Source organism: Kocuria palustris, from assembly GCF_016907795.1.
GTDB lineage: Bacteria > Actinomycetota > Actinomycetes > Actinomycetales > Micrococcaceae > Kocuria > Kocuria palustris.
The window spans coordinates 2,163,093-2,187,137 of the sequence record NZ_JAFBCR010000001.1 but is presented as its reverse complement, the minus strand read 5'-3'; the positions used below and the strand labels follow the sequence as shown (position 1 = coordinate 2,187,137).

20 protein-coding genes and 1 tRNA gene are annotated in these 24,045 nt (G+C 70.1%); 10 read left to right on the top strand and 11 right to left on the bottom strand.

Annotation, left to right across the window (positions count from 1 at the left end; all coding sequences use genetic code 11):
• Positions 1-42 precede the first annotated feature (42 nt).
• Together JOE55_RS09695 and JOE55_RS09690 are read right to left on the bottom strand one after the other, a co-directional pair.
• Complete coding sequence (locus JOE55_RS09695; protein ID WP_006215584.1) at positions 43-267, bottom strand: DUF3263 domain-containing protein; 225 nt, start codon at positions 265-267, stop codon at positions 43-45.
• Complete coding sequence (locus JOE55_RS09690; protein WP_024289093.1) at positions 267-974, bottom strand: SDR family oxidoreductase; 708 nt, start codon at positions 972-974, stop codon at positions 267-269. Before JOE55_RS09690 ends, JOE55_RS09695 begins: the two co-directional genes overlap by 1 nt.
• 81 nt (positions 975-1,055) lie before the next feature.
• Between JOE55_RS09690 and JOE55_RS09685 the strand changes: the two genes are divergently transcribed.
• Positions 1,056-1,751 (top strand): uracil-DNA glycosylase, encoded by a 696-nt coding sequence (locus JOE55_RS09685; protein WP_204782766.1) that lies wholly within the window; start codon positions 1,056-1,058, stop codon positions 1,749-1,751.
• A gap of 5 nt (positions 1,752-1,756) precedes the next feature.
• A complete protein-coding gene (locus JOE55_RS09680; protein ID WP_053448184.1) occupies positions 1,757-2,605 on the top strand; it encodes a siderophore-interacting protein in 849 nt (282 codons plus the stop codon).
• Positions 2,606-2,690: 85 nt separating this feature from the next.
• Here JOE55_RS09680 and JOE55_RS09675 read toward each other — a convergent pair whose 3' ends face one another.
• From JOE55_RS09675 to JOE55_RS09665, 3 genes are all read right to left on the bottom strand, one after another.
• A complete protein-coding gene (locus JOE55_RS09675) occupies positions 2,691-4,679 on the bottom strand; it encodes a threonine/serine exporter family protein (protein WP_338125469.1) in 1,989 nt (662 codons plus the stop codon).
• 110 nt (positions 4,680-4,789) lie between these two features.
• Entirely contained in the window at positions 4,790-5,872 is a 1,083-nt protein-coding gene (locus JOE55_RS09670) for a peptidoglycan bridge formation glycyltransferase FemA/FemB family protein (protein WP_024289097.1), read from the bottom strand.
• A gap of 171 nt (positions 5,873-6,043) precedes the next feature.
• Positions 6,044-6,832 (bottom strand): DeoR/GlpR family DNA-binding transcription regulator, encoded by a 789-nt coding sequence (locus JOE55_RS09665; protein ID WP_024289098.1) that lies wholly within the window; start codon positions 6,830-6,832, stop codon positions 6,044-6,046.
• Positions 6,833-7,086: 254 nt separating this feature from the next.
• Between JOE55_RS09665 and JOE55_RS09660 the strand changes: the two genes are divergently transcribed.
• The 6 genes from JOE55_RS09660 (at position 7,087) to JOE55_RS09635 (ending at position 14,999) form a co-directional block, all read left to right on the top strand.
• Positions 7,087-8,847 (top strand): ABC transporter ATP-binding protein, encoded by a 1,761-nt coding sequence (locus JOE55_RS09660; protein WP_006215591.1) that lies wholly within the window; start codon positions 7,087-7,089, stop codon positions 8,845-8,847.
• On the top strand, positions 8,844-10,910 hold the full coding sequence (locus tag JOE55_RS09655) for an ABC transporter ATP-binding protein (RefSeq protein ID WP_204782764.1): 2,067 nt from the start codon (positions 8,844-8,846) through the stop codon (positions 10,908-10,910). The genes JOE55_RS09660 and JOE55_RS09655 overlap by 4 nt, the downstream gene beginning before the upstream one ends.
• A 138-nt stretch (positions 10,911-11,048) precedes the next feature.
• The gene (locus JOE55_RS09650; protein ID WP_204782763.1) at positions 11,049-12,062 is read left to right on the top strand and encodes a tripartite tricarboxylate transporter substrate-binding protein; all 1,014 of its coding nucleotides are present in this window, start codon (positions 11,049-11,051) and stop codon (positions 12,060-12,062) included.
• A complete protein-coding gene (locus tag JOE55_RS09645) occupies positions 12,059-12,646 on the top strand; it encodes a tripartite tricarboxylate transporter TctB family protein (RefSeq protein ID WP_006215594.1) in 588 nt (195 codons plus the stop codon). The genes JOE55_RS09650 and JOE55_RS09645 overlap by 4 nt, the downstream gene beginning before the upstream one ends.
• Positions 12,646-14,151, top strand: a complete 1,506-nt coding sequence (locus JOE55_RS09640) for a tripartite tricarboxylate transporter permease (protein WP_024289102.1) — start codon at positions 12,646-12,648, stop codon at positions 14,149-14,151. Before JOE55_RS09645 ends, JOE55_RS09640 begins: the two co-directional genes overlap by 1 nt.
• A 245-nt stretch (positions 14,152-14,396) precedes the next feature.
• Entirely contained in the window at positions 14,397-14,999 is a 603-nt protein-coding gene (locus tag JOE55_RS09635; RefSeq protein ID WP_006215596.1) for a TIGR03085 family metal-binding protein, read from the top strand.
• A 66-nt stretch (positions 15,000-15,065) separates the two neighbouring features.
• Here JOE55_RS09635 and JOE55_RS09630 read toward each other — a convergent pair whose 3' ends face one another.
• The 3 genes from JOE55_RS09630 to JOE55_RS09620 form a co-directional block, all read right to left on the bottom strand.
• Entirely contained in the window at positions 15,066-16,439 is a 1,374-nt protein-coding gene (locus JOE55_RS09630; RefSeq protein ID WP_204782762.1) for an NtaA/DmoA family FMN-dependent monooxygenase, read from the bottom strand.
• A 23-nt stretch (positions 16,440-16,462) separates the two neighbouring features.
• Positions 16,463-16,535 (bottom strand) — tRNA-Thr (locus tag JOE55_RS09625).
• Between the two features lie 113 nt (positions 16,536-16,648).
• The gene (locus JOE55_RS09620) at positions 16,649-17,611 is read right to left on the bottom strand and encodes a DsbA family protein (RefSeq protein WP_204782761.1); all 963 of its coding nucleotides are present in this window, start codon (positions 17,609-17,611) and stop codon (positions 16,649-16,651) included.
• Positions 17,612-17,823: 212 nt separating this feature from the next.
• Here JOE55_RS09620 and JOE55_RS09615 point away from each other — a divergent pair, with 212 nt between their 5' ends.
• Positions 17,824-19,344 (top strand): trehalose-6-phosphate synthase, encoded by a 1,521-nt coding sequence (locus JOE55_RS09615; RefSeq protein WP_204782760.1) that lies wholly within the window; start codon positions 17,824-17,826, stop codon positions 19,342-19,344.
• A 4-nt stretch (positions 19,345-19,348) separates the two neighbouring features.
• The gene (gene otsB, locus JOE55_RS09610) at positions 19,349-20,158 is read left to right on the top strand and encodes a trehalose-phosphatase (protein WP_204782759.1); all 810 of its coding nucleotides are present in this window, start codon (positions 19,349-19,351) and stop codon (positions 20,156-20,158) included.
• 17 nt (positions 20,159-20,175) lie between these two features.
• Here the strand turns inward: otsB and JOE55_RS09605 are convergent, their stop codons facing one another.
• The 3 genes from JOE55_RS09605 to JOE55_RS09595 are packed head-to-tail and all read right to left on the bottom strand — an operon-like array spanning position 20,176 to position 23,961.
• Positions 20,176-21,069 (bottom strand): sugar ABC transporter permease, encoded by an 894-nt coding sequence (locus JOE55_RS09605; RefSeq protein ID WP_061711689.1) that lies wholly within the window; start codon positions 21,067-21,069, stop codon positions 20,176-20,178.
• 1 nt (position 21,070) lies between these two features.
• Positions 21,071-22,675, bottom strand: a complete 1,605-nt coding sequence (locus JOE55_RS09600) for an ABC transporter permease subunit (RefSeq protein ID WP_231861193.1) — start codon at positions 22,673-22,675, stop codon at positions 21,071-21,073.
• A complete protein-coding gene (locus JOE55_RS09595) occupies positions 22,675-23,961 on the bottom strand; it encodes an extracellular solute-binding protein (protein WP_204782758.1) in 1,287 nt (428 codons plus the stop codon). Before JOE55_RS09595 ends, JOE55_RS09600 begins: the two co-directional genes overlap by 1 nt.
• Between the last annotated feature and the right edge of the window lie 84 nt (positions 23,962-24,045).

Below are 24,045 nucleotides of genomic sequence, written 5' to 3'. Positions count from 1 at the left end.
GGGAGCCCGTTCATGCGCCGCGACGAGCCGCCGGGACCGCGCTCACGAGTCCCTCAGCTCGCGCAGCCGCCGCACCAGGACGGGCTCGGCCGCCCAGGCGGCCTCCGTGTCCAGCAGCGCGTTGAGCCGCTGGTAGTACTCCGTCACGGGCATCCCGAGCTGCGCGCCGATGGCCCGCTCCTTGGCCCCCTGGTACTTGAAGCGCCGCTTCTCCAGGTCGAGGATCGCCCGCTGCTGCTCGTCCAGCTCCCCCGCCTGCGCGCCCATCAGCGCTGCTCCTGGCGCGGGCGCACCGAGACCGAGGTGAGCTGCACATCCGGGGAGGCATCTACGACCGCACGCACGGCCCGGCCCACCGACTCGGGGAGGATGTACTCCTCCGGGCGGTGCTGCTTCCCGATCGAGTCGTGGATCCCCCGCAGCATCTCGGTGTCCGTGGGGCCGGGGTGCACCGAGGCCACCCGCACGAGGTCCGGTTCGAGCTCCTGGCGCAGCGAGTCCGCCAGCGCCCTCAGCGCGAACTTGGAGGCCGCGTAGACCGCGTTGCCGCCGCTGGCGGTGAAGCCGGCGCCGGAGTTCACGAGCACCACGGTTCCCTGCGCGCGGCGCAGCGCGGGCAGGGCCAGCCGGGTCAGCTCGGCGGGGACCATGACGTTGAGCTCCAGCTGCGCCTGCCAGTCCTGGGGGCGGGAGTCCTCGACCGAGAGCCGGTGGCCCAGGGCGGCGCAGTGGACCAGGACATCAAGCCGCTCGAGCCCGTCCACGAGCTCGGGCAGGGCCTGGAAGTCCGTGAGCTCGGCGCGCACGGGCTCGGCCCCCTCCGGCAGCTGCGCCAGGGCGTGCTCATCGCGGCCCACGGCCAGGACCCGGTGATCGACCGCCAGGGACTCGACGACCGCCCGGCCGATGCCGCCGGTGGCACCGGTGACGAGGGCGAGGGGACGCTGATCGGTGGGCATGCTCGACTCGCTCATGCCGCCACTGTAGAACGCGGCCACGACAGCGCAGCGGGGCGCCCCCCGGCGTCGTGGGCGGCGGTCCCTAGAGTGGTCCGCATGACCAGCACCGATTCCGCAGACCGCCCCGAGCTCGCCGAGATCATGGCCGAGGACTGGGCCGAGGCCCTGCGCCCCGTGGAGGACGCGATCCACGGGATGGGCGACTTCCTGCGCCAGGAGCATGCGCAGGGCCAGCGCACCTTCCCGCCGGGCCCGGAGATCCTGCGGGCCTTCCAGGAGCCGATGGCCGAGGTCCGCGTGCTGGTCCTGGGCCAGGACCCGTACCCCACCCCGGGCCACGCCATGGGGCTGTCGTTCTCGGTGCGTCCGGACGTCCGCCCCCTGCCGCGGTCCCTGCAGAACATCTACCGCGAGCTGCACGACGACCTGGGGATCGCCCCGGCCGAGAACGGGGACCTCAGCGCATGGAGCCGCCAGGGTGTCATGCTGCTCAACAGGTGCCTCACGGTGCGCGACGGAGTGCCTGCCTCCCACCACGGCAAGGGGTGGGAGGCCGTCACCGAATGCGCGGTCCGGGCCCTGGCGGCCCGCGGCGGCCCGCTCGTGGGCCTGCTGTGGGGACGCCCCGCACGCCAGTGCGCCCCCTGGCTCGCCCCGGCCCCGACCGTGGAGTCCACGCACCCCTCTCCCCTGTCCGCCTCCCGCGGCTTCTTCGGTTCGCGGCCGTTCTCCCAGGTCAACCGTCTGCTCGAGGAGCAGGGGGCGGCTCCGATCGACTGGTCGGTAAGGTGAGCCTCATGACTGACGACCCCGCCCAGCACCAGCCCGCTCCCGCAAAGCCGCCGAAGGCGCAGATCGACCTGACCGTCGTGCAGCGCCTGGAGCTCTCCCCGTCGATGGTGCGCATCGTGGCCTCGATCGGCGATCCGAGCTCCTTCCGGGACATCGAGCCGCCGGAGAAGTACTGCAAGCTCGTGTTCTTCGATCCCGAGCTGGGCCTGGGAGATCATCCCGACTACTGGAGCCTGCGCGAGACGCTTCCGCGCGAGCACCTTCCCGTGACCCGGCACATGACGCTGCGCCACGTGGACCTCGAGGCCGGGCAGCTGTGGATCGACGTCGCGCTGCACGGCGACTCCGGCTGGGCCGGGCCGTGGGCGGCCGGAGCGCAGCCCGGCGACACGATCGTCGCTGTGGGTCCCGGCGGCAAGTGGATCCCCGACCCACAGGCCTCCTGGAGCCTCATGCTCGGCGACGAGGCCGCGATCCCCGCGGTGCTCGCCAACGTCGAGGCCATGCCGGAGGACGCCCGCGGAGAGATCCTGCTCGAGGTCCAGGACGCCGATCACCACCTGGACATCCAGGTGCCCTCGGGCTGGAGCCTGCGCTGGATCCACCGCGCCGAGGCCCCCGCCGGCTTCCCCGCCCTGGTCGAGGCCGCGCGCACGGCGCAGTGGCCCGGCACGACGGACGGCATCCAGGTCTTCGCCCACGGCGAGCGCGAGGCCATGAAGGCCCTCCGACCCGTCCTGTTCGAGGAGCACGGCCTGGACCGGGCGCAGGTCTCGCTGTCGGGCTACTGGGCCCGCGGCCGCGACGAGGACGCCTTCCAGGCCGAGAAGAAGACCCCGGTCGGCAAGGTCTGATCCCCTTCCCCTCGCACAGCACGACGGCCGCGCACCTGCTCATGCGAGGGTGCGCGGCCGTCGTCGTCTGCGCAGGCGGGGTCGGTCAGCGGCGGCGGTTGCGGCGCATGCCGATCCGGGCGTCCTCCGAGAGCACGAACGGGCGCATCAGCAGCTGGCCCAGGACCAGCCCGGCGGCCATCGACAGGATCGTGGTCATGGCCGTCACCAGCGACACGACGCCGTGGCCCGTGGTCTCGGCCTCGATCGTCACTGCGTACATGCCGCGGAAGAACGACAGCCCGGGCAGCAGGAACGTCATGCCCGGCACCGCGAGCACCAGGGACGGGATGCGGTGCCGCCCGGCGATGTAGGCGCCGATCACGCCCGTCATCGTGGCCCCGAAGACCACCTGCAGGCGCGCGTCGAGTCCGACCCACCCCACCAGGTGATAGGCCAGCAGGCCACCGAGCCCGGCGACCATGGCGGGCAGCAGGTGCCGCGCCGAGGCCTGCAGGCTGATCGCGATCAGCCCGGCTGCCAGCGTCATGCAGATGATGTTGAAGTAGGGCGCCGCCGGCTCGAACTGCGTCTGGGAGATGTCCAGCCCTCCCTGGCCCATCAGCCCCATGACCGCGATGCCCGTGTAGATCCCCGCGACGATCCCTGCGAAGGCCATGCCCGTGGACAGCGCGCGCCCTGCGGCCGTGACGGGGAAGCCCGAGATCGCGTCGTGCATGGTCGACATGAACCTGGTGGTGGGCATCAGCATGATCAGACCGGCCGCGATCACCTTCGGGGGCGACATCTCGATGCCGATCTGGGAGCCCAGCAGCGCCATGACGGTGATGACGAAGGCCGAGACCACCATGGTGAAGAACTCCGGCACGCGGCGTCGGCCCATCACGGCCCCGATCTTGCCCACCATGCCGGCCGAGAGCATCGAGATCGTGGCGCCCGTGAGGCCGCCGCCGATGCCCAGGGTGATGGCGAATGCCGCAGCCATGGTGGCCAGGGAGACCACCCAGTTGGGGTAGGGCTTGGGCCGGGAGTTGATGGCCTGGAGCCGCTCGCGGGCCTCCTCGCGCGACATCCTCCCTCGGCTGATCTCCGTGACCAGCCGGTGCGTGTCCGCCAGACCGGAGTAGTTGTCCGACGACGAGCGCACCACGCGCATGACGGTGTGGCTCGTGGTGTCGGCGTGGTTGAACACGTCCTCGCGGGTCGCGGAGGCATCGAGGCCGGAGACGTCTGCGACGTAGTTGATCGTGACCGACTGGTTGGTGATGTCGACCTCGATGTTCTCCACGCCGTAGGTCGCGCACACGGCCACGACCGCGTTCTCGACGTCCAGTGCGTCGGCGCCGTAGTGGAACATCGTCTCCGCCAGGCGCAGGGCGAAATTCAGGGTGCGCCGGGCCTCTCGGTCATCCGAGCTCGCGTACCGGCGCAGGCCCGCGAACGGGCTGGCCGTGAGCCGCTCGACCATGGGCATGGCGGCGGTCATCCCTGCGTCGCGCTTCATGATCGACTCGAGCACGCGACGCGAGCGCCGCGGCTGCGGTGCCGTCGCTGCGGAGCTCGACGACGGGTAGGCCGCCGTCTGCATCTGCGTGGTCGGCTGGCTGCCGAGACCCGTCGGCTCGACGGCCGGCAGCATCGAGGTGTCCGGGCGCGAGACCGGGCCCGTGGACTCCTGTGAGGCGCGCCGACGGCTCGTCGTGGCGATCGGGACGGTCTGGGCGGGCGACTGCCGCTGCAGCCGGTCGCGCTCGATGGCCTCGGTCGTGAGCACTGGAAGCGCCTCGACGCGCGGTGCCAGCACATCGCCGAGCTGACCGTCCGCCAGGGCCTGGGCGCGTCCGGCCTGGGCCTCGGTGGCCCGGATCGGCGCCAGGTCGTCGTCGCTGAGCAACTGATGCAGGCTCAGCTGGGCGTCCGGCCCGAAGGGATCCGCGGGCAGCTGCTCGAGGTCCGTCCATCCCGAGCTCGGATAGGAGCCGGGGCGGACCTCCTGGCCGAAGGGCTGCAGAGCCGACGGCTCGGATGCGTCCGTCAGGCTGGTCAGGGAACCGGTGAGCGTGGCTGGGGGCACCGCGGACTCTCCTCCATGGTGTGTTCCGACATGCATCGGGCCGGATGCCGCCGTGCGGCGTCATCCGGCACGGGCACCCGGGCAGGCCGGGCAGGGGGCCGGTCGTCGGCTCAGTAGAACGCCTCGTTGCGGGAGCGGACCCACAGCCGTCGCATGACCTTCTCGATCACGGTGTTCCACAGGCGGGCCCGGCAGGGGGAGATCTGCTGATCCCACACGCCGGTGTAGTCGATGACGGTCTTGGTGAACGACGTCTTGAACAGCCCCAGCCCGTGGAACGGGTGCTCCTTGTCCTTGACCCGGTCCTTGGGCGGGGTGCCCACGAAGTCGTAGTCGATGATCCCGTGGTCCTTCATGAGATCCGTCAGCGCGGTCCACTGCACCAGGTGCGAATCGCCGTACTGCTTGCGCCGGGGCTTCGACCCGCCGTCCTTGTAGAAGCCGTGCCTCCCGAAGGCCACCACGAAGGCGCCGACGGAGGGCTCGCCGTCCTCGTAGGCGAAGTACAGGCGTCCCTGCCCGGCCTGGTCGAAGTTCGTCCAGAACCGCTGGTAGTACTCGTACGGACGCAGCATGACGCTGGCGTGGCCCTGTCCGATGGTCTGCATCAGCCCGAACATGGCCTGCATGTTCTCCTCCGTGACGGGCACGCGCTCGACGCGCGCCTCCTCCCGGATCGCGCGGCGCACCGCGTTGCGGCCGCGGGAGTGCAGGGCCTTGAAGACCTCGTCCTCGCTGCGGTCGGTGTCCAGCAGCGCGGTCGAGTCGTTGGACTGGATCGGGAAGGAATGCACCAGGCCGGCGTCCTCCAGGGTGGACGTGAGCTCGGGGTCATCCAGCAGCACCGGCTCCATCTTGACCATGAAGACGCCCAGGCGCTTGCGGCGGATCAGCTCCTCCGTAGCCTCGGCGAAGCCGACCAGGTCCTCGCCGGCCTCGACCGACGGGCCCTTGGCCATGTACCAGAGGGTGCCCAGCCCCGGAACGACCTTCTCCAGCACGAGCGTGAACACCGGCTGCGATCCGTCGCGCGGCTCGTGGACCAGGTGCACGGGCCGCCAGCCGTGATCCTTCTTGACGTCGGCGTACGAGGACGCCTGCAGCAGGTCCCCTCCGCGCGGGTTGGACTGCACATGCTCATCCCAGGCGTCGATCTCCTGGGTCGTGGCGAAGCGTGCGGTGAAAGCGCGCACGGTGCTCCTTTCGGGTCATGCCCCGGGACGATCGCTCGGGGGCTGTCTCGGCGAGGACGGGACGGGGGCCGACAGCAGGCCCGCGCCGCCCGGGCTCGCGGACAGGGGTCTCGGCCTCCCACCGTACCGGGTGATCCCTGCTCGGACCCCGGCACCGCCCCTGCGCGTCCTTCAGGCGATGACGACCTCCACACCGGCGCGCTCCAGGGCGCGGGCGAGCCCTGACGGCGGCTCGGCGTCGGTGATCATGACGTCGATCTCGCTCAGATGGGCGTAGCGCGAGAACGTCTCGTGGCCGTGCTTCTCGGCGTCGCAGACCACGACCACCCGGCGGGCGGCCCCTGCGATCGCCGCCTTGACCGCGGCCTCTGGCGCGTGCGGCGTGGAGAATCCGAAGCCCTCCGAGACCCCCGAGCAGCCCAGGATCGCCAGGTCCACCCGGTGGTCGGAGTAGTGCCCGGCGGTGCGGGCTCCGGCGGCCGCCCAGGTGAGCTTGCGCACAGCGCCGCCGACCATGTCGAGCTCGATGTCCGGGTGATCGGCCAGCCGCCCGGCCACGTGCAGCGCGTGGGTCAGCACCTGCAGCGGCTGCTCGGAGTCATCGGACCGCCAGTTCGCGAGCTCATCGGCCACCGCCTCCACCGTGGTGCCCGCATCCAGGACGACGGTGACCGCGCCCTCGGCCTCGAGCAGGCGCACGGCAGCCGCGGCGATGCGCCGCTTGGCCGGGGACTTCGGCGCCTCGCGCCCTGCGATCGCTGCCTCGACGGAGGCCGGCCGGTCGAGGGAGACCGCCCCGCCGTGCACTCGACGCAGCCTGCCCGCGGCCTCGAGCGCGGCCAGATCCCGGCGCACGGTCTCCATGGCCACATCGAATCGCCGGGACAGGTCGGCGCCGCTGACCCGACGGGATGTGCTGACCAGCTCGGCGATCTCCGCCTGCCGCTCCTGTGCGAACATGTGCCGATTCCTCCTGGGACCCGAGTCCGTGCCTCGCCCCCTCCTCGGTGCGCGGTCCTTTCGCGGCAGCCGAGACAGGGCCGCTGCGACCCGGGGCGTCGCCCCCGAGACTATCGGGAGCCTCCCTGTCCGAAGGTCTATCCTGTCTCCGGCCGGGCCCGGCTTCCGGGCCCCTGCCCCTTCCGCGCACCCCGTCATCGATGACGGACGCGCCCATCCCCTGCGCCCCTCGTCCGCCCCCTTGGAGGCACCGCTTGCTCCTGCGCCTGATCCGCGACTACGCGGGCCGCTACCCCGGCTGGATCCTGGGAACGGTCGTCCTGCAGCTGGCCGCGACCATGACGATCCTCCTGCTGCCCGCGCTCAACGCGCGCATCATCGACGGCGGGGTGGCCCAGGGCCGCACCGGGGTGATCGTCTCCACGGGTCTGGTCATGCTCGGTGTGACGCTGCTGCAGGCAGTGACTGCCGTGGCGGCCGTGTACTGCGGCGCGCGCGTGGCCATGGGCACCGGACGCGACCTGCGCCACGCCGTCCAGCGCCGGGTCGCCCGCTTCTCCGGGCGCGAGATGGACCGCTTCGGCACACCGTCGCTGATCACGCGCGGGACGAACGACGTCCAGCAGATCCAGATGCTGACCCTGATGGGCCTGACCATGATGATCACCGCGCCGCTGATGAGCATCGGCGGCCTGGCCATGGCCCTGCGCACGGACCCCGGCCTGTCCTGGCTGGTCTGGGTCGCGATCCCGCTGCTCGTGGTGCTGCTGCTGCTGATCATGCGCAGGCTCATGCCCCTGTTCCGCTCCATGCAGGGCCGGATCGACGACATCAACGGCGTGCTGCGCGAGCAGGTGGTCGGCATGCGCGTGGTGCGGGCCTTCGTGCGCGAGGATCACGAGCGCCAGCGCTTCGCCGGTGTGAACGACGAGCTCTCCGGGATCTCCCTGCGCATCGGGCAGCTGTTCGTGCTGATGTTCCCCCTGATCATGATGATCCTGCACCTGGCCACCGCCGCGGTGCTGTGGTTCGGCGGCCACCGCGTGGATGAGGGGCTGCTCGAGGTCGGGCAGATGACGGCGTTCACGCAGTACCTGCTGCAGATCCTCATGGCCCTGATGATGGGCGTGTTCATGATGATGATGGTCCCCCGGGCCATGGTCAGCGCCGAGCGCATCGGAGAGGTCCTGCGCACGGAGACGAGCCTCCACGAACCGCTGCAGCCGCAGGCCCCGCAGCGCCTCGAGGGCGTCGTCGAGTTCCGGGACGTCTCCTACTCCTACCCCGGCGCGGAGGCCCCGGTGCTGGAGGGCATCAGCTTCACGGCCCGCCCGGGCACCACCACCGCGATCATCGGCTCCACGGGCGCCGGGAAGACCACGCTGCTGCACCTCATCCCGCGCCTGGACGACCCCACGCACGGGCAGGTCCTGCTCGACGGGGCGGAGACCTCGCGCCTGGCCCGCAGCGAGATCGTGCGCCGCGTGGCGCTCGTGCCGCAGAAGCCCTACCTGTTCTCCGGGACGATCGCCTCCAACCTGCGCTTCGGGCGCCCCGAGGCCACCGACGAGCAGCTGTGGGAGGCCCTGGAGACCGCGCAGGCCGCCGATTTCGTGCGCCGGATGCCCGAGCAGCTCGAGACGAACGTGTCCCAGGGCGGAACGACCGTCTCGGGCGGGCAGCGCCAGCGCCTGTCCATCGCACGGGCGCTGATCGCGGATCCCGTGGTCCACCTGTTCGACGACTCGTTCTCGGCCCTGGACGTCACCACGGATGCCGCGCTGCGGGCGGCGCTGCGTCCCGTGACCCGCGACGTCACCCAGATCGTGGTCGCCCAGCGCGTGGCCACCGTGCTCGATGCCGATCAGATCCTCGTGCTCGACGACGGCCGGATCACCGCCCGCGGCACCCACGCCGAGCTGCTTGAGTCCTCGGCCACCTACCGGGAGATCGTGGACTCCCAGCTCAGTCCCGAGGATCCCTCGGCCGACACGGAAGCGGAGGCCGCCCGGTGAGCCCCAGCACCTCCTCTGCACGTCGCCGCGGACGCGCCGACGCCGAAGCCGCGGCCGGGGACGAGGCCCTGAAGGACGATTCCCTGATCTCCCCCGAGATCGACCTGGATGACGCTCCCGCTGACGACGGCTGGGGCGGCGGCGCTCCCGCGCGCAAGCCGCGCAGCTTCTGGCCCTCGGTGCACCGGCTCGGCGGCCTCATGATGGACTTCAAGGCGGGGCTGGCCGTGGTGCTGGTGTTCATCACGGGATCCGTCCTGCTCTCCGTGCTGGCGCCCATGCTGCTCGGCCAGGCCACGAACGTCGTCTTCGCCGGTGTGCTGTCCCGGGACCTCCCGCCGGATGCCACGCAGCAGGAGGTCGTCGACGGCCTGCGCGCCGACGGGCGCGACTCCCTGGCCGACGTCTTCTCGACCATGACGCTGGACCCAGGCTCCGGAGTGGACTTCGGTCGGCTGGGCCAGCTGATCATGCTCGTGCTGGCCATGTACCTGGTGGCCTCGGTCCTGCAGTGGGCCCAGGGCCGGATCCTCAACACGATCTCCGTGCGGATCATCCGGGACCTGCGCGCCCAGGTCGAGGACAAGCTGCACCGGATCCCGCTGAGCTACTTCGACACCCGCCGCCGCGGGGATGTGATGTCGCGGGTGACCAACGACGTCGACAACGTCCAGACGGCGCTGCAGCAGACCTTCTCGTCACTGCTCGAAAACATCATGCGGGTGCTCGGCATCCTGATCATGATGTTCGTGCTGTCCTGGCAGCTGGCGCTCGTGGCGCTGATCGCGCTGCCGCTGTCCGCCGCCGCGGCCGGGATCGTGGGCTCTCGTGCCCAGAAGCACTTCGGGAAGCAGTGGGCGGCCACCGGAGCCCTCAACGGCCAGATCGAGGAGGACTTCACCGGCCACCAGCTCGTGACCGTCTTCGGGCGCGAGGACGACATGGCCCGGGACTTCGATCGCCGCAACGACGACCTCTACCGCTCGGCCTTCTCCGCCCAGTTCGTCTCCGGGACGATCATGCCGATCATGCAGTTCGTCTCCTGGCTGTCCTACGTGGGCATCGCCGTGGTCGGCGGGATGCGCGTGGTGTCGGGGTCCATGACGCTGGGTGCGGCCACGGCCTTCATCCAGTACTCGCGTGAGTTCAACCAGCCCCTGTCGCAGGTCGCCTCGATGGCCACCCAGATCCAGTCGGGCGTAGCCTCGGCCGAGCGCGTCTTCGAGCTGCTGGACGCCCCGGAGCAGGAGCCCGAGTCCGCTCCGGCGCAGATGCCCGAGCGCATCGAGGGCCGCGTGCAGTTCGAGCACGTGGACTTCTCCTACCAGCCCGACGAGCCGCTGATCGAGGACCTCTCCTTCACCGCCGAGCCGGGGCGCACGGTCGCGATCGTGGGCCCCACCGGCGCGGGCAAGACCACACTGGTCAACCTGGTGATGCGCTTCTACGAGATCGACTCCGGGCGCATCACCCTGGACGGCACCGACATCCGGGAGATGACCCGTGCGCAGCTGCGCTCGCAGGTGGGCATGGTGCTGCAGGACGCGTGGCTGTTCACCGGGACCATCCGCGAGAACATCCGCTACGGGCGCCTCGAGGCCACCGACGAGGAGGTCGAGGAGGCGGCCCGCGCCACCTCGGTGGACCGGTTCGTGCGCTCCCTGCCCGACGGCTACGAGACTGTGCTGGACAACGACGGCGGCAGCATCTCCGCCGGCGAGCGCCAGCTGATCACGATCGCGCGCGCCTTCCTGGCAGCACCGGCCCTGCTGATCCTGGACGAGGCGACCTCGTCGGTGGACACCCGCACGGAGGTCGCGGTGCAGAAGGCCATGGCCGCGCTGCGCCGTGGCCGCACATCGTTCGTGATCGCCCACCGCCTCTCCACCATCCGCGACGCGGACACGATCCTGGTGATGAGCGGCGGCCGGATCATCGAGCAGGGCTCCCACGACGAGCTGATGTCCCGCCCCGGGGCCTATCGGGCGCTCTACGAGAGCCAGTTCAGCGAGGAGCCTCCCGAGGAGCCCGAGGCCCTCACCGGCTCGCTCGATCAGCTGTGATCGCGGCCGCTGCGGGGGCTCGGCTCAGATGCGATTGTGGGCGAGTTCACATGTAGCATGGCGCACATCATCAGCCGCGGGTCGGGATGCCACCACCTCTGACCTGCGGCTGCGCCACGCACCAGCAGGAGCCCTCCCGTGGAAGCACAGGAAACACCGCAGACAGGTCCCCCGGGCCGTCGGGCCGTTCTGAAGGGACTGGGCGCGGTCGTGGCGCTCGGGTCGTTCGGGACCGCGGCCTACGGCTCGATCACCTCGCGCACCTCCGGAACCGATCTTCGCTCGAACCTCACGATCATCGCCCCGGCCGCGGCCGGCGGCGGATGGGACACCATCGCCCGTGAGATGCAGATGGTCCAGCGCGAGAACCAGATCATCAACAACACCCAGGTGGTCAATCAGCCCGGTGCCGGCGGCACGATCGCGCTGAGCAACCTCATCAACATGGAGGGCGACCCGCAGACCCTGATGGTCGGCGGCACCGGCCAGCTCGCGGCGACCATCCAGTACGAGACGGAGGCGACCCTCGACGACGTCACCCCTCTGGCCGTCGTGGTCGAGGAGTACGGCGTGATCGTCGTGCCCGGAGACTCCCCCTACGAGAGCCTCGACGACCTCGTGAAGGCGTGGAAGGACGACCCGGGGGCCCTCCCGTGGACCGGCGGCGGCTCGTTCGACGAGCTCGTGATCACCGATCTGGCGCTGAAGGCCGGGGTGGACCTGGCGAACTTCCAGTTCGTGTCCTCCGACGGCGGCGGCGAGGCCATCCAGGCGCTGCTCAACGGCACCGCCAAGGCGGCCACGGGCGGCTACCCGGACAACGTGGATCAGATCGAGGCCGGGAACCTGCGCGCGCTGGCGCTGGTGGCCCCCGAGCCGGTCGAGGGCATCGACATCCCCACCGCCGTGGAGCAGGGATACGACGTCTCGCTGACCAATTGGCGCCTGCTCGCAGCCCCTCCGGGAATCACGGAAGAGGAGAAGGCCGAGCTGGAGGACGTGATCCTCGAGACCATCGACGCCCCCGAATGGGCCGAGGCCGTGGAGCGCTACCACTGGTCCGAGAACCGGATCTTCGGCGACGAGCTGACCGACTTCCTGGAGACCGAGCGCGAGCGCATCTCCGGCCTGTACGAGGAGATGGGCTCATGAGCACCTCAGCATCCGCCGCCGAGACCCCCTGGGCCGACGGCTCCGACGAGCCCCGCGACCCCGCAGCGCCTTCGAGCTCCTCCGCCGAGCCCGAGGTGCGCACCACGCTGATCCGCGATCTGCTCACTCCGCTGATCCTGCTCGCGTTCGCGACCTATCTGACGGTGAACCTGTTCCTGATCGAGGTCACGGACTCCACCGACTTCCCGGGCCCCCGGTTCTTCCCCGCGATCATCGCCGGGCTGATCTACGCGCTGACGGCCCTGGAGCTGCTGAGCATCGCCCGGAACCGCTCCCGTCGCGGCCCCGCGCCCGCGGCCGCCGCCGAGTCGGCCGCGCCGTTCGACTGGCCCGCACTGGTCTGGACCGTCGGCGGGTTCATCCTGTTCATCCTCACCCTGCGGCTGCTCGGCTGGGTCCTGGCCGCGGCGCTGCTCTTCTGGTTCGTGGCCCGCGGGTTCGGCAACCGCAGCCCGCTGACCTCGCTCGCGGTGGGCCTGACGGTCAGCTCGCTGGCCTACATCGGCTTCGACATGGGGCTGGGCCTGAACCTGCCCTCCGGCATCCTGGGAGGTGCGTTCTGATGGAATCCCTGTCCCTTCTGGCCGACGGCTTCGCCGGAGCCCTGACGCTGAGCAACCTCTTCTGGGTCGTCGCCGGGTGCCTTCTGGGCACCGCTGTGGGCGTCATCCCCGGGCTCGGCTCCTCCATGGCCGTGGCGCTGCTGCTGCCCGTGACCTTCGCCCTCGAGCCCACCGCCGCGTTCATCATGTTCTCGGGCGTCTACTTCGGCGGCCTGTTCGGCGACTCCACCATGGGCATCCTCATGAACACTCCGGGGCAGGGATCGGCGATCGCCTCCACATTCGAGGGCCATCGCATGGCCAAGGACGGCAGAGCGCCCCAGGCCCTGGCCACGGCCGCGATCGGCGCGTTCGTCGGCGGCTTCACGGCCTCGATCCTGCTGGTGTTCGTCGCGCCCTGGCTGGCCAGGTTCTCCTCCAGCTTCGGACCGGCCGAGTACTTCGCCCTGGCCCTGTTCGCCTTCATGGCCACGTCCTCCGTCGTCACCGACTCGGCGGTCAAGGGCCTGCTGTCGCTGCTGCTCGGCCTGGGCATCGCGGTGATCGGCATCGACTCCGTCACCGGCATCCCTCGCTTCACCGCCGATTCCCAGAACCTCTTCGACGGCATCTCGCTGGTCACCGTCACCGTGGCCGTGCTGGCTCTCGGCGAGGTCTTCCACTACGCCACCGTCACCCGGCACACCCCGCAGGGGACCATGGTCGCCTCCAAGGGCCGTCCGTGGCTGTCGGGCAAGGAGTTCCGGGAGGCGGCCCCGGCCTGGGGCCGCGGCACCGCCATCGGCCTGCCCTTCGGCGTGATCCCCGCCGGCGGCGCCGAGATCCCCACCTTCCTGGCCTATGGCACCGAGCGATCGCTGGATCGACGCCGCAAGGACCCCCAGTTCGGCAAGGGGGCCATCCGCGGCCTGGCCGCACCCGAGGCCGCCGGCAACTCGACCACCGGCATGGCCATGGGCGCTCTGCTGGCCCTGGGCCTGCCGGTCTCCGCCACCGCGGCCATCATGCTGGCGGCCTTCCGGCAGTACGGCCTGCAGCCCGGCCCGCTGCTGTTCGAGCGCTCCTCGGACCTGGTCTGGGCGCTGCTGGCCAGCTTCTTCGTGGCCATGGTGGTCCTGCTGATCATCAACCTGCCGTTCGCACAGGTCTGGGCCAAGCTGCTGCTGATCCCCGCCCCGTATCTCTACGGCGGGATCATGGTCTTCTGCGCGCTGGGCATCTACGCGTCGTCGAGCGCCCTGTTCGACCTGGGCCTGCTGCTGGTGCTCGGACTGATCGCGTTCGTCATGCGGCTCAACGACTTCCCCATGGCGCCGCTGATCATCGGCATGGTCCTCGGGCCGCTGGCCGAGACCTCCCTGCGGGATGCGCTGGTGTCCTCCGCCGGTGATCCCTCCGTGCTGATCGACGGCCCCATCACCTGGGTGCTCTACGGGCTGCTCGCCGTGATCCTGCTCCTGTCCATCCGCGCCAAGGTGGTCAGCCGCACCCGCAAGGACGTCTGAGCCGGGTCGAGCCGCGAAGGCCCTCCTCGGTGCGCAGTGCCCATCGAGGAGGGCCTTCGTCGTGCCCGGGCCAGGTGCTCGGCGGTCCCGCGGCGGATCCCCGTGGGAATGTCCTGTGCATTCGAGCCGATGCGACGAGTGCGGTTCCTCCCCTCGGCGTGCGCGGATACGTTGGGGAGGAAGGCATCGCATCAGTCATCGCATGAGCGCCTCCGGCGACCCGGAGCGCGCCGGGAGGAGATGAAGTGACCAATTTCGCCGTCGTCGAGCGCCGTCACCTGGCAGCCCTGCTGCGCCGCGTGGGGCCGGATGCCCCCACCCTGTGCGAGGGCTGGGTCACCCGTGACCTCGCGGTCCACCTGATCGAGCGCGACTCCCGCCCTGATCTCATCGCGGGCACCGTCCTGCCCAAGATCCCCGTGCTGAGCAAGCGGGCCCAGGAGGCCGACGCCCAGCTGCGCCGCCAGGACTGGGGCGAGCTGGTGTCCAAGGTCGAGAAGCCTGCCCTCTACTCCCCAGCCCGACTGGGCCCGCTGGACAAGCGCATGAACACCGCCGAGTTCTTCGTCCACCACGAGGACGTGCGCCGAGCCCAGGAGACCTGGCACCGCCGTCAGCTGCTGCAGGAGGAGGAGCGGGACCTCTGGGCCGCCCTCAAGCTCATGGGCAAGGCTCTGCTGCGTCCCGAGCAGGATTCCGTCCTGCTGGTGGCCAACGGCTACGGCTCCGTGACCGGGGGCAAGGCCAAGACCACGACGGTGCGCATCGTGCGCGGCACCCCGTCCGAGCTGCTGCTGTGGGCCTTCGGCCGCCGCGAGCAGGCGGAGGTCGCGATCACCGACGAGTGATCCCGCCTCGATCCCCAGCGGCCCCCGACCGGATGGTCGGGGGCCGCTTCCGTGCTGTGCGGCACCTCAGCGCCGGAACGCCGCCCCGGGGTGGGTGCTCGGCAGGTGATCGGCGCCGGTGAGCCTCCCGCGCAGCGTCGAGCCTGGCCGGGCGCCCCCGGGCAGGTGCCCGCGGCGGCGCAGCTCGGGGCTCACGTGCTCAGCGAAGGCCGTCATATCCACGTCGCGCAGGCCGTAGTCGATGTTGAAGCCGTCCACGCCGGCCTCGGCCATCCAGCGCTCGAGCTCCTCGGCGACCGTGGCGCCCGAGCCGATCACGACGGGGCCGCGAGCGCCCAGGCACATGTGCGCAGCCACTTCCCCCACCGTCCAGTCCCGGTCAGGGTCCAGCTCCAGGAAGGACTGCAGCGCTGAGCGGTTGCCCTCGATGGCGCCGTCGCCAGTCAGCTGCGCGACCGCCTGCGCCAAGGGGGTCTGCGGGTCGAACGGCGCCAGGTCGAGCCCGGTCCAGCCCGCGAACAGCGCCAGGGCAGCCTGCCGGTCGGCGAACTGGGCGTAGGATGCCGCGCGCTCGGCCGCCTCCGCGTCGGTGCTGTCGGCGATCACCGTGATCGACATCAGCATGTGCGCAGCATCCGCCCCGCGGCCCTCCCGCTCCAACCCGGCTCGCGCGGCGTCCGTGAGTCGACGGACGGATGCTGTCGAGGTCCCGGAGAAGAACATGGCCTCGGCATGCCGGGCGGCGAAGGCCATCCCGCGCGGCGAGGAGCCCGCCTGGAAGAGGTATGGAGTGCGCTGCGGGCCCGGCGCCACGAGCGCGGGTCCGGGGACGCTGAAGTGCTCGCCCTCATGACCCGCCCCGTGGACGAGGTCCGGGTCGAGATAGATCCCGGACTCGGCGTCGGCGCGCAGCACCCCCGGCTCGAACGTGCCCTCCCACAGCGCGCAGACCACGTCCATGAACTCATCGGCCCGGTCGTAGCGGGCGTCATGGGGCAGCTGGCCTCCGGCGCCGAGGTTGCGCATGGCGGATTCCTGATAGCCGGTCACGATGTTCCAGCCGATGCGCCCGTCCGTGAGGTGGTCCAGGCTCGCGAAGCGGCGCGCCAGCAGATACGGCTGCTCGTAGCTCACCGAGGCCGTCACGCCGAAGCCGAGGGTGGTGGTGGCTGCGGCGAGCGCGCTGACGGCCGTCAGGGGATCCAGCGCCGGGTACTGCATCCCGGAGCGGATGGCGGTGCGCCCGGAGCCGTCGAAGACGTCGTAGACCCCGGCGGCATCGGCCAGGAACAGGGCGTCGAAGCCGGCGCGCTCGAGCATCTGTGCGTGGGCGGTCCAGAACCTCAGGTCCCGGTACTGCTCCGGCTGAGCGCGAGGATGGCGCCACAGCCCCGTGCTCTGGTGGGTGGGGACCATCATGTCCAGCGCTGCCAGGATCATGAGCCACATGCTGGCACAAGCGGAGCCCCCTGTCGGAATCGAACCGACGACCTGCTGTTTACAAGGCAGCTGCTCTGCCGACTGAGCTAAGGAGGCGCGTCCTCTGCTGAAGGACCCTGCCATCCTAGCGGGGAGCACCCGGATGACACGACGGCGCCCGTCGAGCCCTGGGCTCGACGGGCGCCGTGGTCGCGCGGTCCGAGGGGGAATCAGCCTTCGGTGGGCTCCGCCGAGGCAGTCGAGGAGCCCGACGCGGAGGCGGACGCCGACTCCGTGGCCCTGGCCGAAGCCGAGTCCGAGGCCTCGCCGCCGGCGTCGTTCGGGTCCTTGCCCTCGGCGGCGGCCTTGACGGCCTCGGAGAGGCTCGAGCCCTGCTCCCAGACCACGCCGTCGACCATGGCGGTGGGGGTGCCGTTCACGCCGTCGGCCTGCGCCGTGGCGGAGGTGTAGTCGACCATCGGGCGCCAGTCCTGATCGTCCATGGCCTGCTCGATGTCGGCGCCGTGCTTGGAGGCGATCTCGACGATCTCGTCGTCGTCGAGCCCGCCGGTGCCCTGGTGCGTGAACATCTCCTCCTGGAAGGCGAGCGCCTCGTCGGTGCCCACCTGGTTCGCGACCTCGTAGAAGGCGGCCGCGGAGCGGGAGGAGTAGTACGTGGCGTTGTCCAGGTAGTTCACCGTGCGGTACTCGACGGTGGCCTCGCCCGAGTCCACGACCTTCGCGAGGTCCTCCGCGTGGGCCTCCTCGAACTCCGCGCAGTGCACGCAGTCGAAGTCTTGCCAGATCACGATCTGCACGGGCTCATCGGACTCGGCGGCCGTTCCCGGCTCGACGATGCCCTCGGCCTCCGGGGTCTCCGGCGGGGTCTCGGGCGGGTCGCCGGCATCGTCGGCGGAGACCTCGTCCGATTCGGCGGAGTCCTTCGTGATGCCGTCGGCGGTCATCTCGATCCCGCCCCACTGGTTGGCGCTGGCGGGAACGGGCCCGGAATCGGGGATGCGCTGGGAGCGCACCTGCCAGACCACGAGCGCTGCGATCACCAGGATCGCGACCACGAGCAGCGCGATGCCGCCCTGGAGGAGGCGCTTCTGCCGCTGGTCGGCCTGGGCGTGCTTCTCGGCGATCCCCCGGGCCTGAGCCCGGAAGTCGTCCTTGTCCTGGTGGGAGGCCATGGATCCTCTTCTGCGTGAAGGTCGGGGGTGACGGCACCGCGGTGCCCGGGGCGTTTCGCGGGCTCGAGTGGTCTCACGCGCCAGGATAGCGGTGACCGCGCCCGCCTCCGCGATCAGGGACCGTCCAGCCGACGTGCAGACGCCCCGGGGCCGGGCCAGGCGCGGCGACCTAGACTGGATCCAGCAGATCACCCGATGGAGGAGAGTGCACCGTGAGCCAGTCCGCATCCGCGAGCACCGATCAGACATCCACTGGGGACGGGCAGGGCCGGGACTTCATCGTCGTCGCCAACCGCCTGCCGGTGGACCGCGCCGTCGACGAGAACGGCAGCAGCTCCTGGCACCGCTCCCCTGGCGGGCTGGTCTCCGCGCTCGCCCCGGTCATGGCCAGCAACGACGGCGCCTGGGTCGGCTGGGCCGGCAGCCCGGACGAGCAGCTCGAGCCCTTCGACCACGACGTCTTCCACCTGGTCCCGGTCGAGCTCTCCGCCCGGGAGGTCGAGCGCTACTACGAGGGCTTCTCCAACGGCACCCTGTGGCCGCTGTACCACGACGTCATCGCCCCGCCGAGCTACCACCGCACCTGGTGGAACGCGTACAAGGACGTGAACCGGCGCTTCGCCGAGGCCGCCGCAACGGCTGCCTCTGAGGGCGCGACCGTGTGGGTGCAGGACTACCAGCTGCAGCTCGTGCCCAGGATGCTGCGGCAGATGCGTCCCGATCTGACCATCGGGTTCTTCGATCACATCCCGTTCCCGCCGGTCGAGATCTTCGCCCAGCTGCCCTGGCGGCGCTCGGTGCTCGAGGGCCTCACCGGTGCGGATCTGGTCGGCTTCCAGCGCCCCGGCGACGCCCAGAACTTCCAGAACTGCGTCCGCCGGTTCATGGGAGTCTCTTTCCGCCGCGGCGAGGCCGAGATCACCGCGCAGACCACCTCCACCGCCTTCGACTTCACGGGCGCGGACGCCGCGGCCGGTCCGTCGTGGACCCTGAAGGCCGGTCCGTACCCGATCTCGATCGACGTCGAGGGCATCAGGGAGATGGCCGCCCGGAAGGAGACGAAGGAGCGCGCGCGGCAGATCCGCCGCGAGCTCGGCGATCCCGAGACGGTGTTCCTGGGCGTGGACCGCCTGGACTACACCAAGGGCATCCGCCATCGGATCAAGGCCTACGGCGAGCTGCTGGCAGACGGCGATCTCGACGTCGATCACGACATCCTGGTCCAGGTCGCCTCCCCGTCGCGCGAGCGCGTGGAGTCCTACAAGGTGCTGCGCGAGCAGGTCGAGGGCATGGTCGGGCACCTCAACGGCCAGTACGACACCATGGGCCACACCGCGATCCGCTACCTCCACCACGGCTATCCGTTCGAGGAGATGGTCGCGCTCTACCTGGCCACCGACGTCATGCTCGTGACCTCCCTGCGCGATGGGATGAACCTGGTGGCCAAGGAGTTCGTGGCGGCCAAGGCCGACGGCAGCGGACGGCTCGTGCTCTCCGAGTTCACGGGGGCGGCGGATCAGCTCAAGCAGGCGATCCTGGTCAACCCGCACGACATCGACGACCTCAAGCTGCTCATGCTCGCGGCCAAGGCCATGCCGGACGACGAGGCCCGCAAGCGCATGCGCGCCATGCGCCGGCAGGTGCTGACCCACGACGTCGACGCCTGGCAGGAGGCGTTCCTCAACGACCTCGCCGCCCTCCGCCGCCGCAACGACGATGCCCAGGAGTCCTGAGCCCATGTCCTCTCCCGACGACGCCCTCTCTCCTGAGCTTCTCGAGGCCCTGCGGCGTCTGGCGAAGGCGCCCGTCCTGCTGGCCGCCTTCGACTTCGACGGCACCCTGGCCCCCTTCACCGTGGACCCGCAGGACTCCCGGGCGCTGCCCGAGTCCCAGGAGGCGCTCGACCGGCTGGCGGCCATGGAGCGCACTCACGTGGGCATCATCTCCGGGCGGGACCTCGGCTTCCTGCGCTCCGTCGTGAACAAGGACCGCACCAAGCTGCTCAGCGGGTCCCACGGGGCCGAGCTGGACCTGCATCCGCTCGGGCCCGACGCCGGCGACACGGCCATCCGCCTGTCCGGGGAGCAGCTCGTGGCACTCGACCGCGCCGTCGACGCCGTGCGCGAGGTCGTGGACCGGTATCCCGGGGCCAAGGCCGAGCTCAAGCCGGCCGGGGTCTGTCTGCACACCCGTCCCATGGAGGACCAGTCCCTGTCGGATCAGGCGCTGGCCGAGATGCTCGGGCGCTTCGAGGCCCTGGACGGGCTGCGCATCACCCCGGGCCAGCAGGTCATGGAGTGCTCGGTGCTCTCGGCGACCAAGGGCGAGGGCGTCGAGGCGCTGATCCGGGCCACGGGCGCGGATGCGGCGCTGTTCGTGGGCGACGACGTCACCGACGAGGACGGCATGCGGGCGCTGCGCCCCCAGGACGTCGGCCTGAAGGTCGGCGACAAGGAGACGGTCGCGCCGTTCCGCGTGGCCTCCCCCGAGGCCCTGGGGCGGCTGCTGACGCAGTTCGCGCAGCTGCGGGCGGACGCCCTGGGCTGAGCGGATCCGAGATCTGCTCAGCCCTTGACGGCCCCGCCGGTGAGTCCGGCCACGATGTAGCGCTGCAGGAAGAGGAACAGCAGCACGACTGGCAGCGCCGAGAGCACGGCTCCTGCTGTGAAGACTCCCCAGTCCGCCCCGAACTCGACCGAGACGAACTGGTAGAGACCCACCGCGAGCGTGTATTGGCGAGGATCCTGCAGGACGATCTGCGCCAGCAGGAAGTCCGAGAACGACGCGATGAAGGAGAGCATGCCGACGACCACGATGATCGGCGTCACGAGCGGCAGGATCATCCGCCAGTAGATCTGGGCATGGCTCGCCCCATCCAGCGTCGCGGCTTCGTCGAGGTCCCGCGGGATGGTGTTGAAGAACCCGAACATCAGGAACGTGTTCGCTCCCAGAGCCCCGCCCAGGTACACAGCGATCAGGCCGAATCGGGAGTTCAGTCCCAGGACCGGATAGACCTCGGAGATCGCGAACAGGAGCAGGAAGATCGCCACGAAGGCCAGCAGCTGAGGGAACATCTGGATGATGAGCAGGGCCATGAGCCCCTGGCGTCTGCCCCGGAAGCGGAACCGGGAGAACGCATAGGCCGCCGCCGCCCCCATGAGCACCGTGCCGATCGCTGTGATCGTGGAGACCATCATGGAATTGAGGAACCAGCGCGGGAACGGATTCTGCGGATCGGAGAACAGCTGCCTGTAGTTCGCATCGGTGACGGTGGCGAACAGCTGATTCGAGCCCACCAGCGACCCCGAAGCCGACAGCGAGGCGGACAGGGCGTAGACGAGCGGGAACAGCGCGAACACGCACATGACCACGGCGGCGAGATGGCGCCACCAGGCATTCGAGCGTGCACGGGCGCTGCGACGACGACGAGGGGTGCGAGACCCTGCGGTGCTGGCCATGTCAGTTGATCTCCTCGAGAGCCTGGGAGCGACGGAAGGTCAGCAGCGAGATGAGCGCGACCATGAGGAAGATCAGGATCGACAGGGCCGCCGCCAGACCGTAGTCATTGGTGCCGCCCGCGAACGCGATCTTGTAGACGAACGTGATCAGGATGTCCGTCCCGCCGACCCCCGTTGTGGATTCGAGGTCCACGGGCCCGCCGCCGGTGAGCAGGTAGATCACGTTGAAGTTGTTGAAGTTCATGGCGAAGGAGGCGATCAGCAGCGGGCCCACCGCCACCATGAGCATCGGCAGCGTGATCGAGCGGAAGCGACGCACCGGGCCCGCACCGTCGGTCGACGCCGATTCGTAGATCTCGGAGGGGATCGCCTGAAGGGCACCGGAGCAGATCAGGAACATGTACGGGAAGCCCAGCCACAGGTTCACCAGCAGGACCGAGCCTCGCGCCAGCCAGGCGTTCTCCAGCCAGGGCACCCCTGCGCCCCCGAGCAGCACCTGGTTGATCCATCCGTAGTCGGTGTTCAGCAGTCCGGCCCAGATCAGTGCCGAGAGGAACATGGGGAACGCATAGGGAAGGAAGAGGATCGCCCGGTAGAAGCCGCGTCCGCGCAGCTGGGGGTCGTTGAGCAGCATCGCCAGCAGCAGCCCCAGGAAGAAGGTGAGCGCGACCGACAGGATGGCGAAGGCGAAGGTCCACAGCGTCACGGATACGAACGGCCCGCCCAGGATCTCGGGGTCGAAGATCGCCGCGAAGTTCGCGAATCCCACGAACTCCCGCCAGCCCGGACGCAGCTCCTCGCCCGCCTCCGAGACGAACGAGCCCTCACCGGAGTCGCTGTACACCGTGCCGTCCTCGGCGACCATGGAGCCTGTGTCCTCGTCATAGCTCAGCGTCGGCTCCCAGGCATAGGCGGTCCGCCCGTCCTCGGTCCGCAGCGAGCCGTCATCCGGATCACCCGAGACCGGGACGCGAAGCTGCTCCAGGTCCTCCGAGGCCGAGACGACGCCCGCGTAGTCCAGCACCTCGTAGCCATCCGCAGCTGTGACCCTATCCCCGTCCGTCTGGGCAGAGTCCTCAGCAGCCAGCGGCTGATCGGCCGTGCCGATCAGCACCTCCTCGTCCTCGACAGCCGCCAGGGCGAGGTCGCCGTCGTCGCTGCGCAGCACGGTCACAGCACGTTCGGGCGAGCCCTCCACACGCTGCTCGTAGGTGCGGGTCAGCTGTGCGATCGCCTCGTCCTTGGTGCCGTTGTGCCCGTCGCCGTAGTTCGTGAACGCAGTCATGCCCGTGTAGAGGATGACGAAGACCTGGAAGACCACGAGCATCAGCAGCCCGGGGAACAGGTACTTGCCCGGGAGCATCCGCCGGGAGGGGACGAAGTAGATCAGGTCGGCGATGACCAGCGCGAGAACCAGGAAGAGGCAGATCGCCCAGCTGCCGACCGTGGCCGAGGCCACGATCCCATAGAGGCCGAACGCGTTGACCAGCCCCATCAGGGCGAGCTTGACCAGGAATCCGGCGCCGAAGCCCCGGGTGTGGGAGCGTCGCGGGGGCTTCGAATCCAGCTCGGAGCCCATCTCCGGAGCCTTCACCTGCTCAGTCATCAGATCTGCCCCTCGATGCTCTCGATCATGGACTGCCACTGGGGCCCGGGCTCCGCGCGTCCGTCCAGGATGGCGTTCTCCGTGGTGCCCCAGAAGCTCCACACCGCTCCCATGGCCGGGATCGACGGCATGGGCAGCGCCAGCTCGTCGGCGATCCTGGCGTACTCGGTGCGCAGGGGATCGTCGTCCATCGCCTCCACGGCGGTGATGGAGGCAGGAGGCCGCCCTGTGGATTCGTAGAGGGCGGTCTGCGCCTCGGTGGTGGGCAGCCAGTTGGTCACGAAGTCATGTGCGGCGACCGGATTCGCCGCGTGGGCGTTGACGAACAGCGCCTGGACTCCGGCGAACGGCCGAGCGGGCTGGTCACCGGCTGGCGGCACGGGGAGCACGGTGCACCTCATCCCGGCCGCCTCGATCGCCGCGAGCTCCCACGGCCCTCCGATCAGGAAGGGCGACTCTCCGTTGAGGAACGCCTCAGAGGCGATGTCGGGAGTCATCGAGGTCTGCACATCGCCCGCCTCCCCGAGCTCGGCCAGGTAGTCGGCGAAGGCCTCGCCCTCCGAGCCGCCCATGGCCAGTTCGGGCAGGTATTCGCCGTCCTCGGTCCGGAGGAAGACCTCCGCGCCGAATGAGGTCTGCAGCGGGTAGAGGTGGTACGGATCTCCCGAGGTGGGCGATTGGGAGACCGCCAGCGGATAGCTCAGCCCCTGCTCCTGCATCAGCTGCCGGCCGATCCGCCGCAGCTCGTCGAAGGACTCCGGCTGCGCGTCGGTGATCTGATCGTTGCGGATCAGCGCCACGCACTCCACGGCATAGGGCACCCCGTAGGACACCCCGTCGAAGACGACGGCGGTCAGAGCGTTGTCCGTGAAGTCCTGCGCTCGGTCGCCCAGCTCGACCGATGCCACGACGCCGTTCGTGGCCAGCTGTCCGAGACTGTCATGCGGGGAGATGATGATGTCCGGCGCCTGGCCCATGGGCGACTGCGCGATGAAGTCCGAGATCGAGTCGGCGTTGATCTCACGCTGGATGTACTCGACGTTCACGCCCGTCTGCTGCATAAATCCCTCGGCGATGCGCCTCAGGCCGGGGATCTCGTCGTCACCTGCCTGGATCTTCAGCGTTCCTGCACCGAGTCCCAGACCGGCGCCCGATTCGGTGCAGGCGCTCAGCGCCCCGAGAGCACCCAGACCCAGGCCTCCGCCCAGCAGGGCCCGGCGCGTCAGATGTCGGTCAGGACGCTGTCCAGTCGCAGCCCGGTGTCTCGGGTACGGCGTTCGCTCCACAGTGATCTCCGGTCCGATCTGGGACGTTGCATACCCGAATCCAGGCTGCAGGAGCCCCAGGCTAAATGCTCAGCCCACTATGTG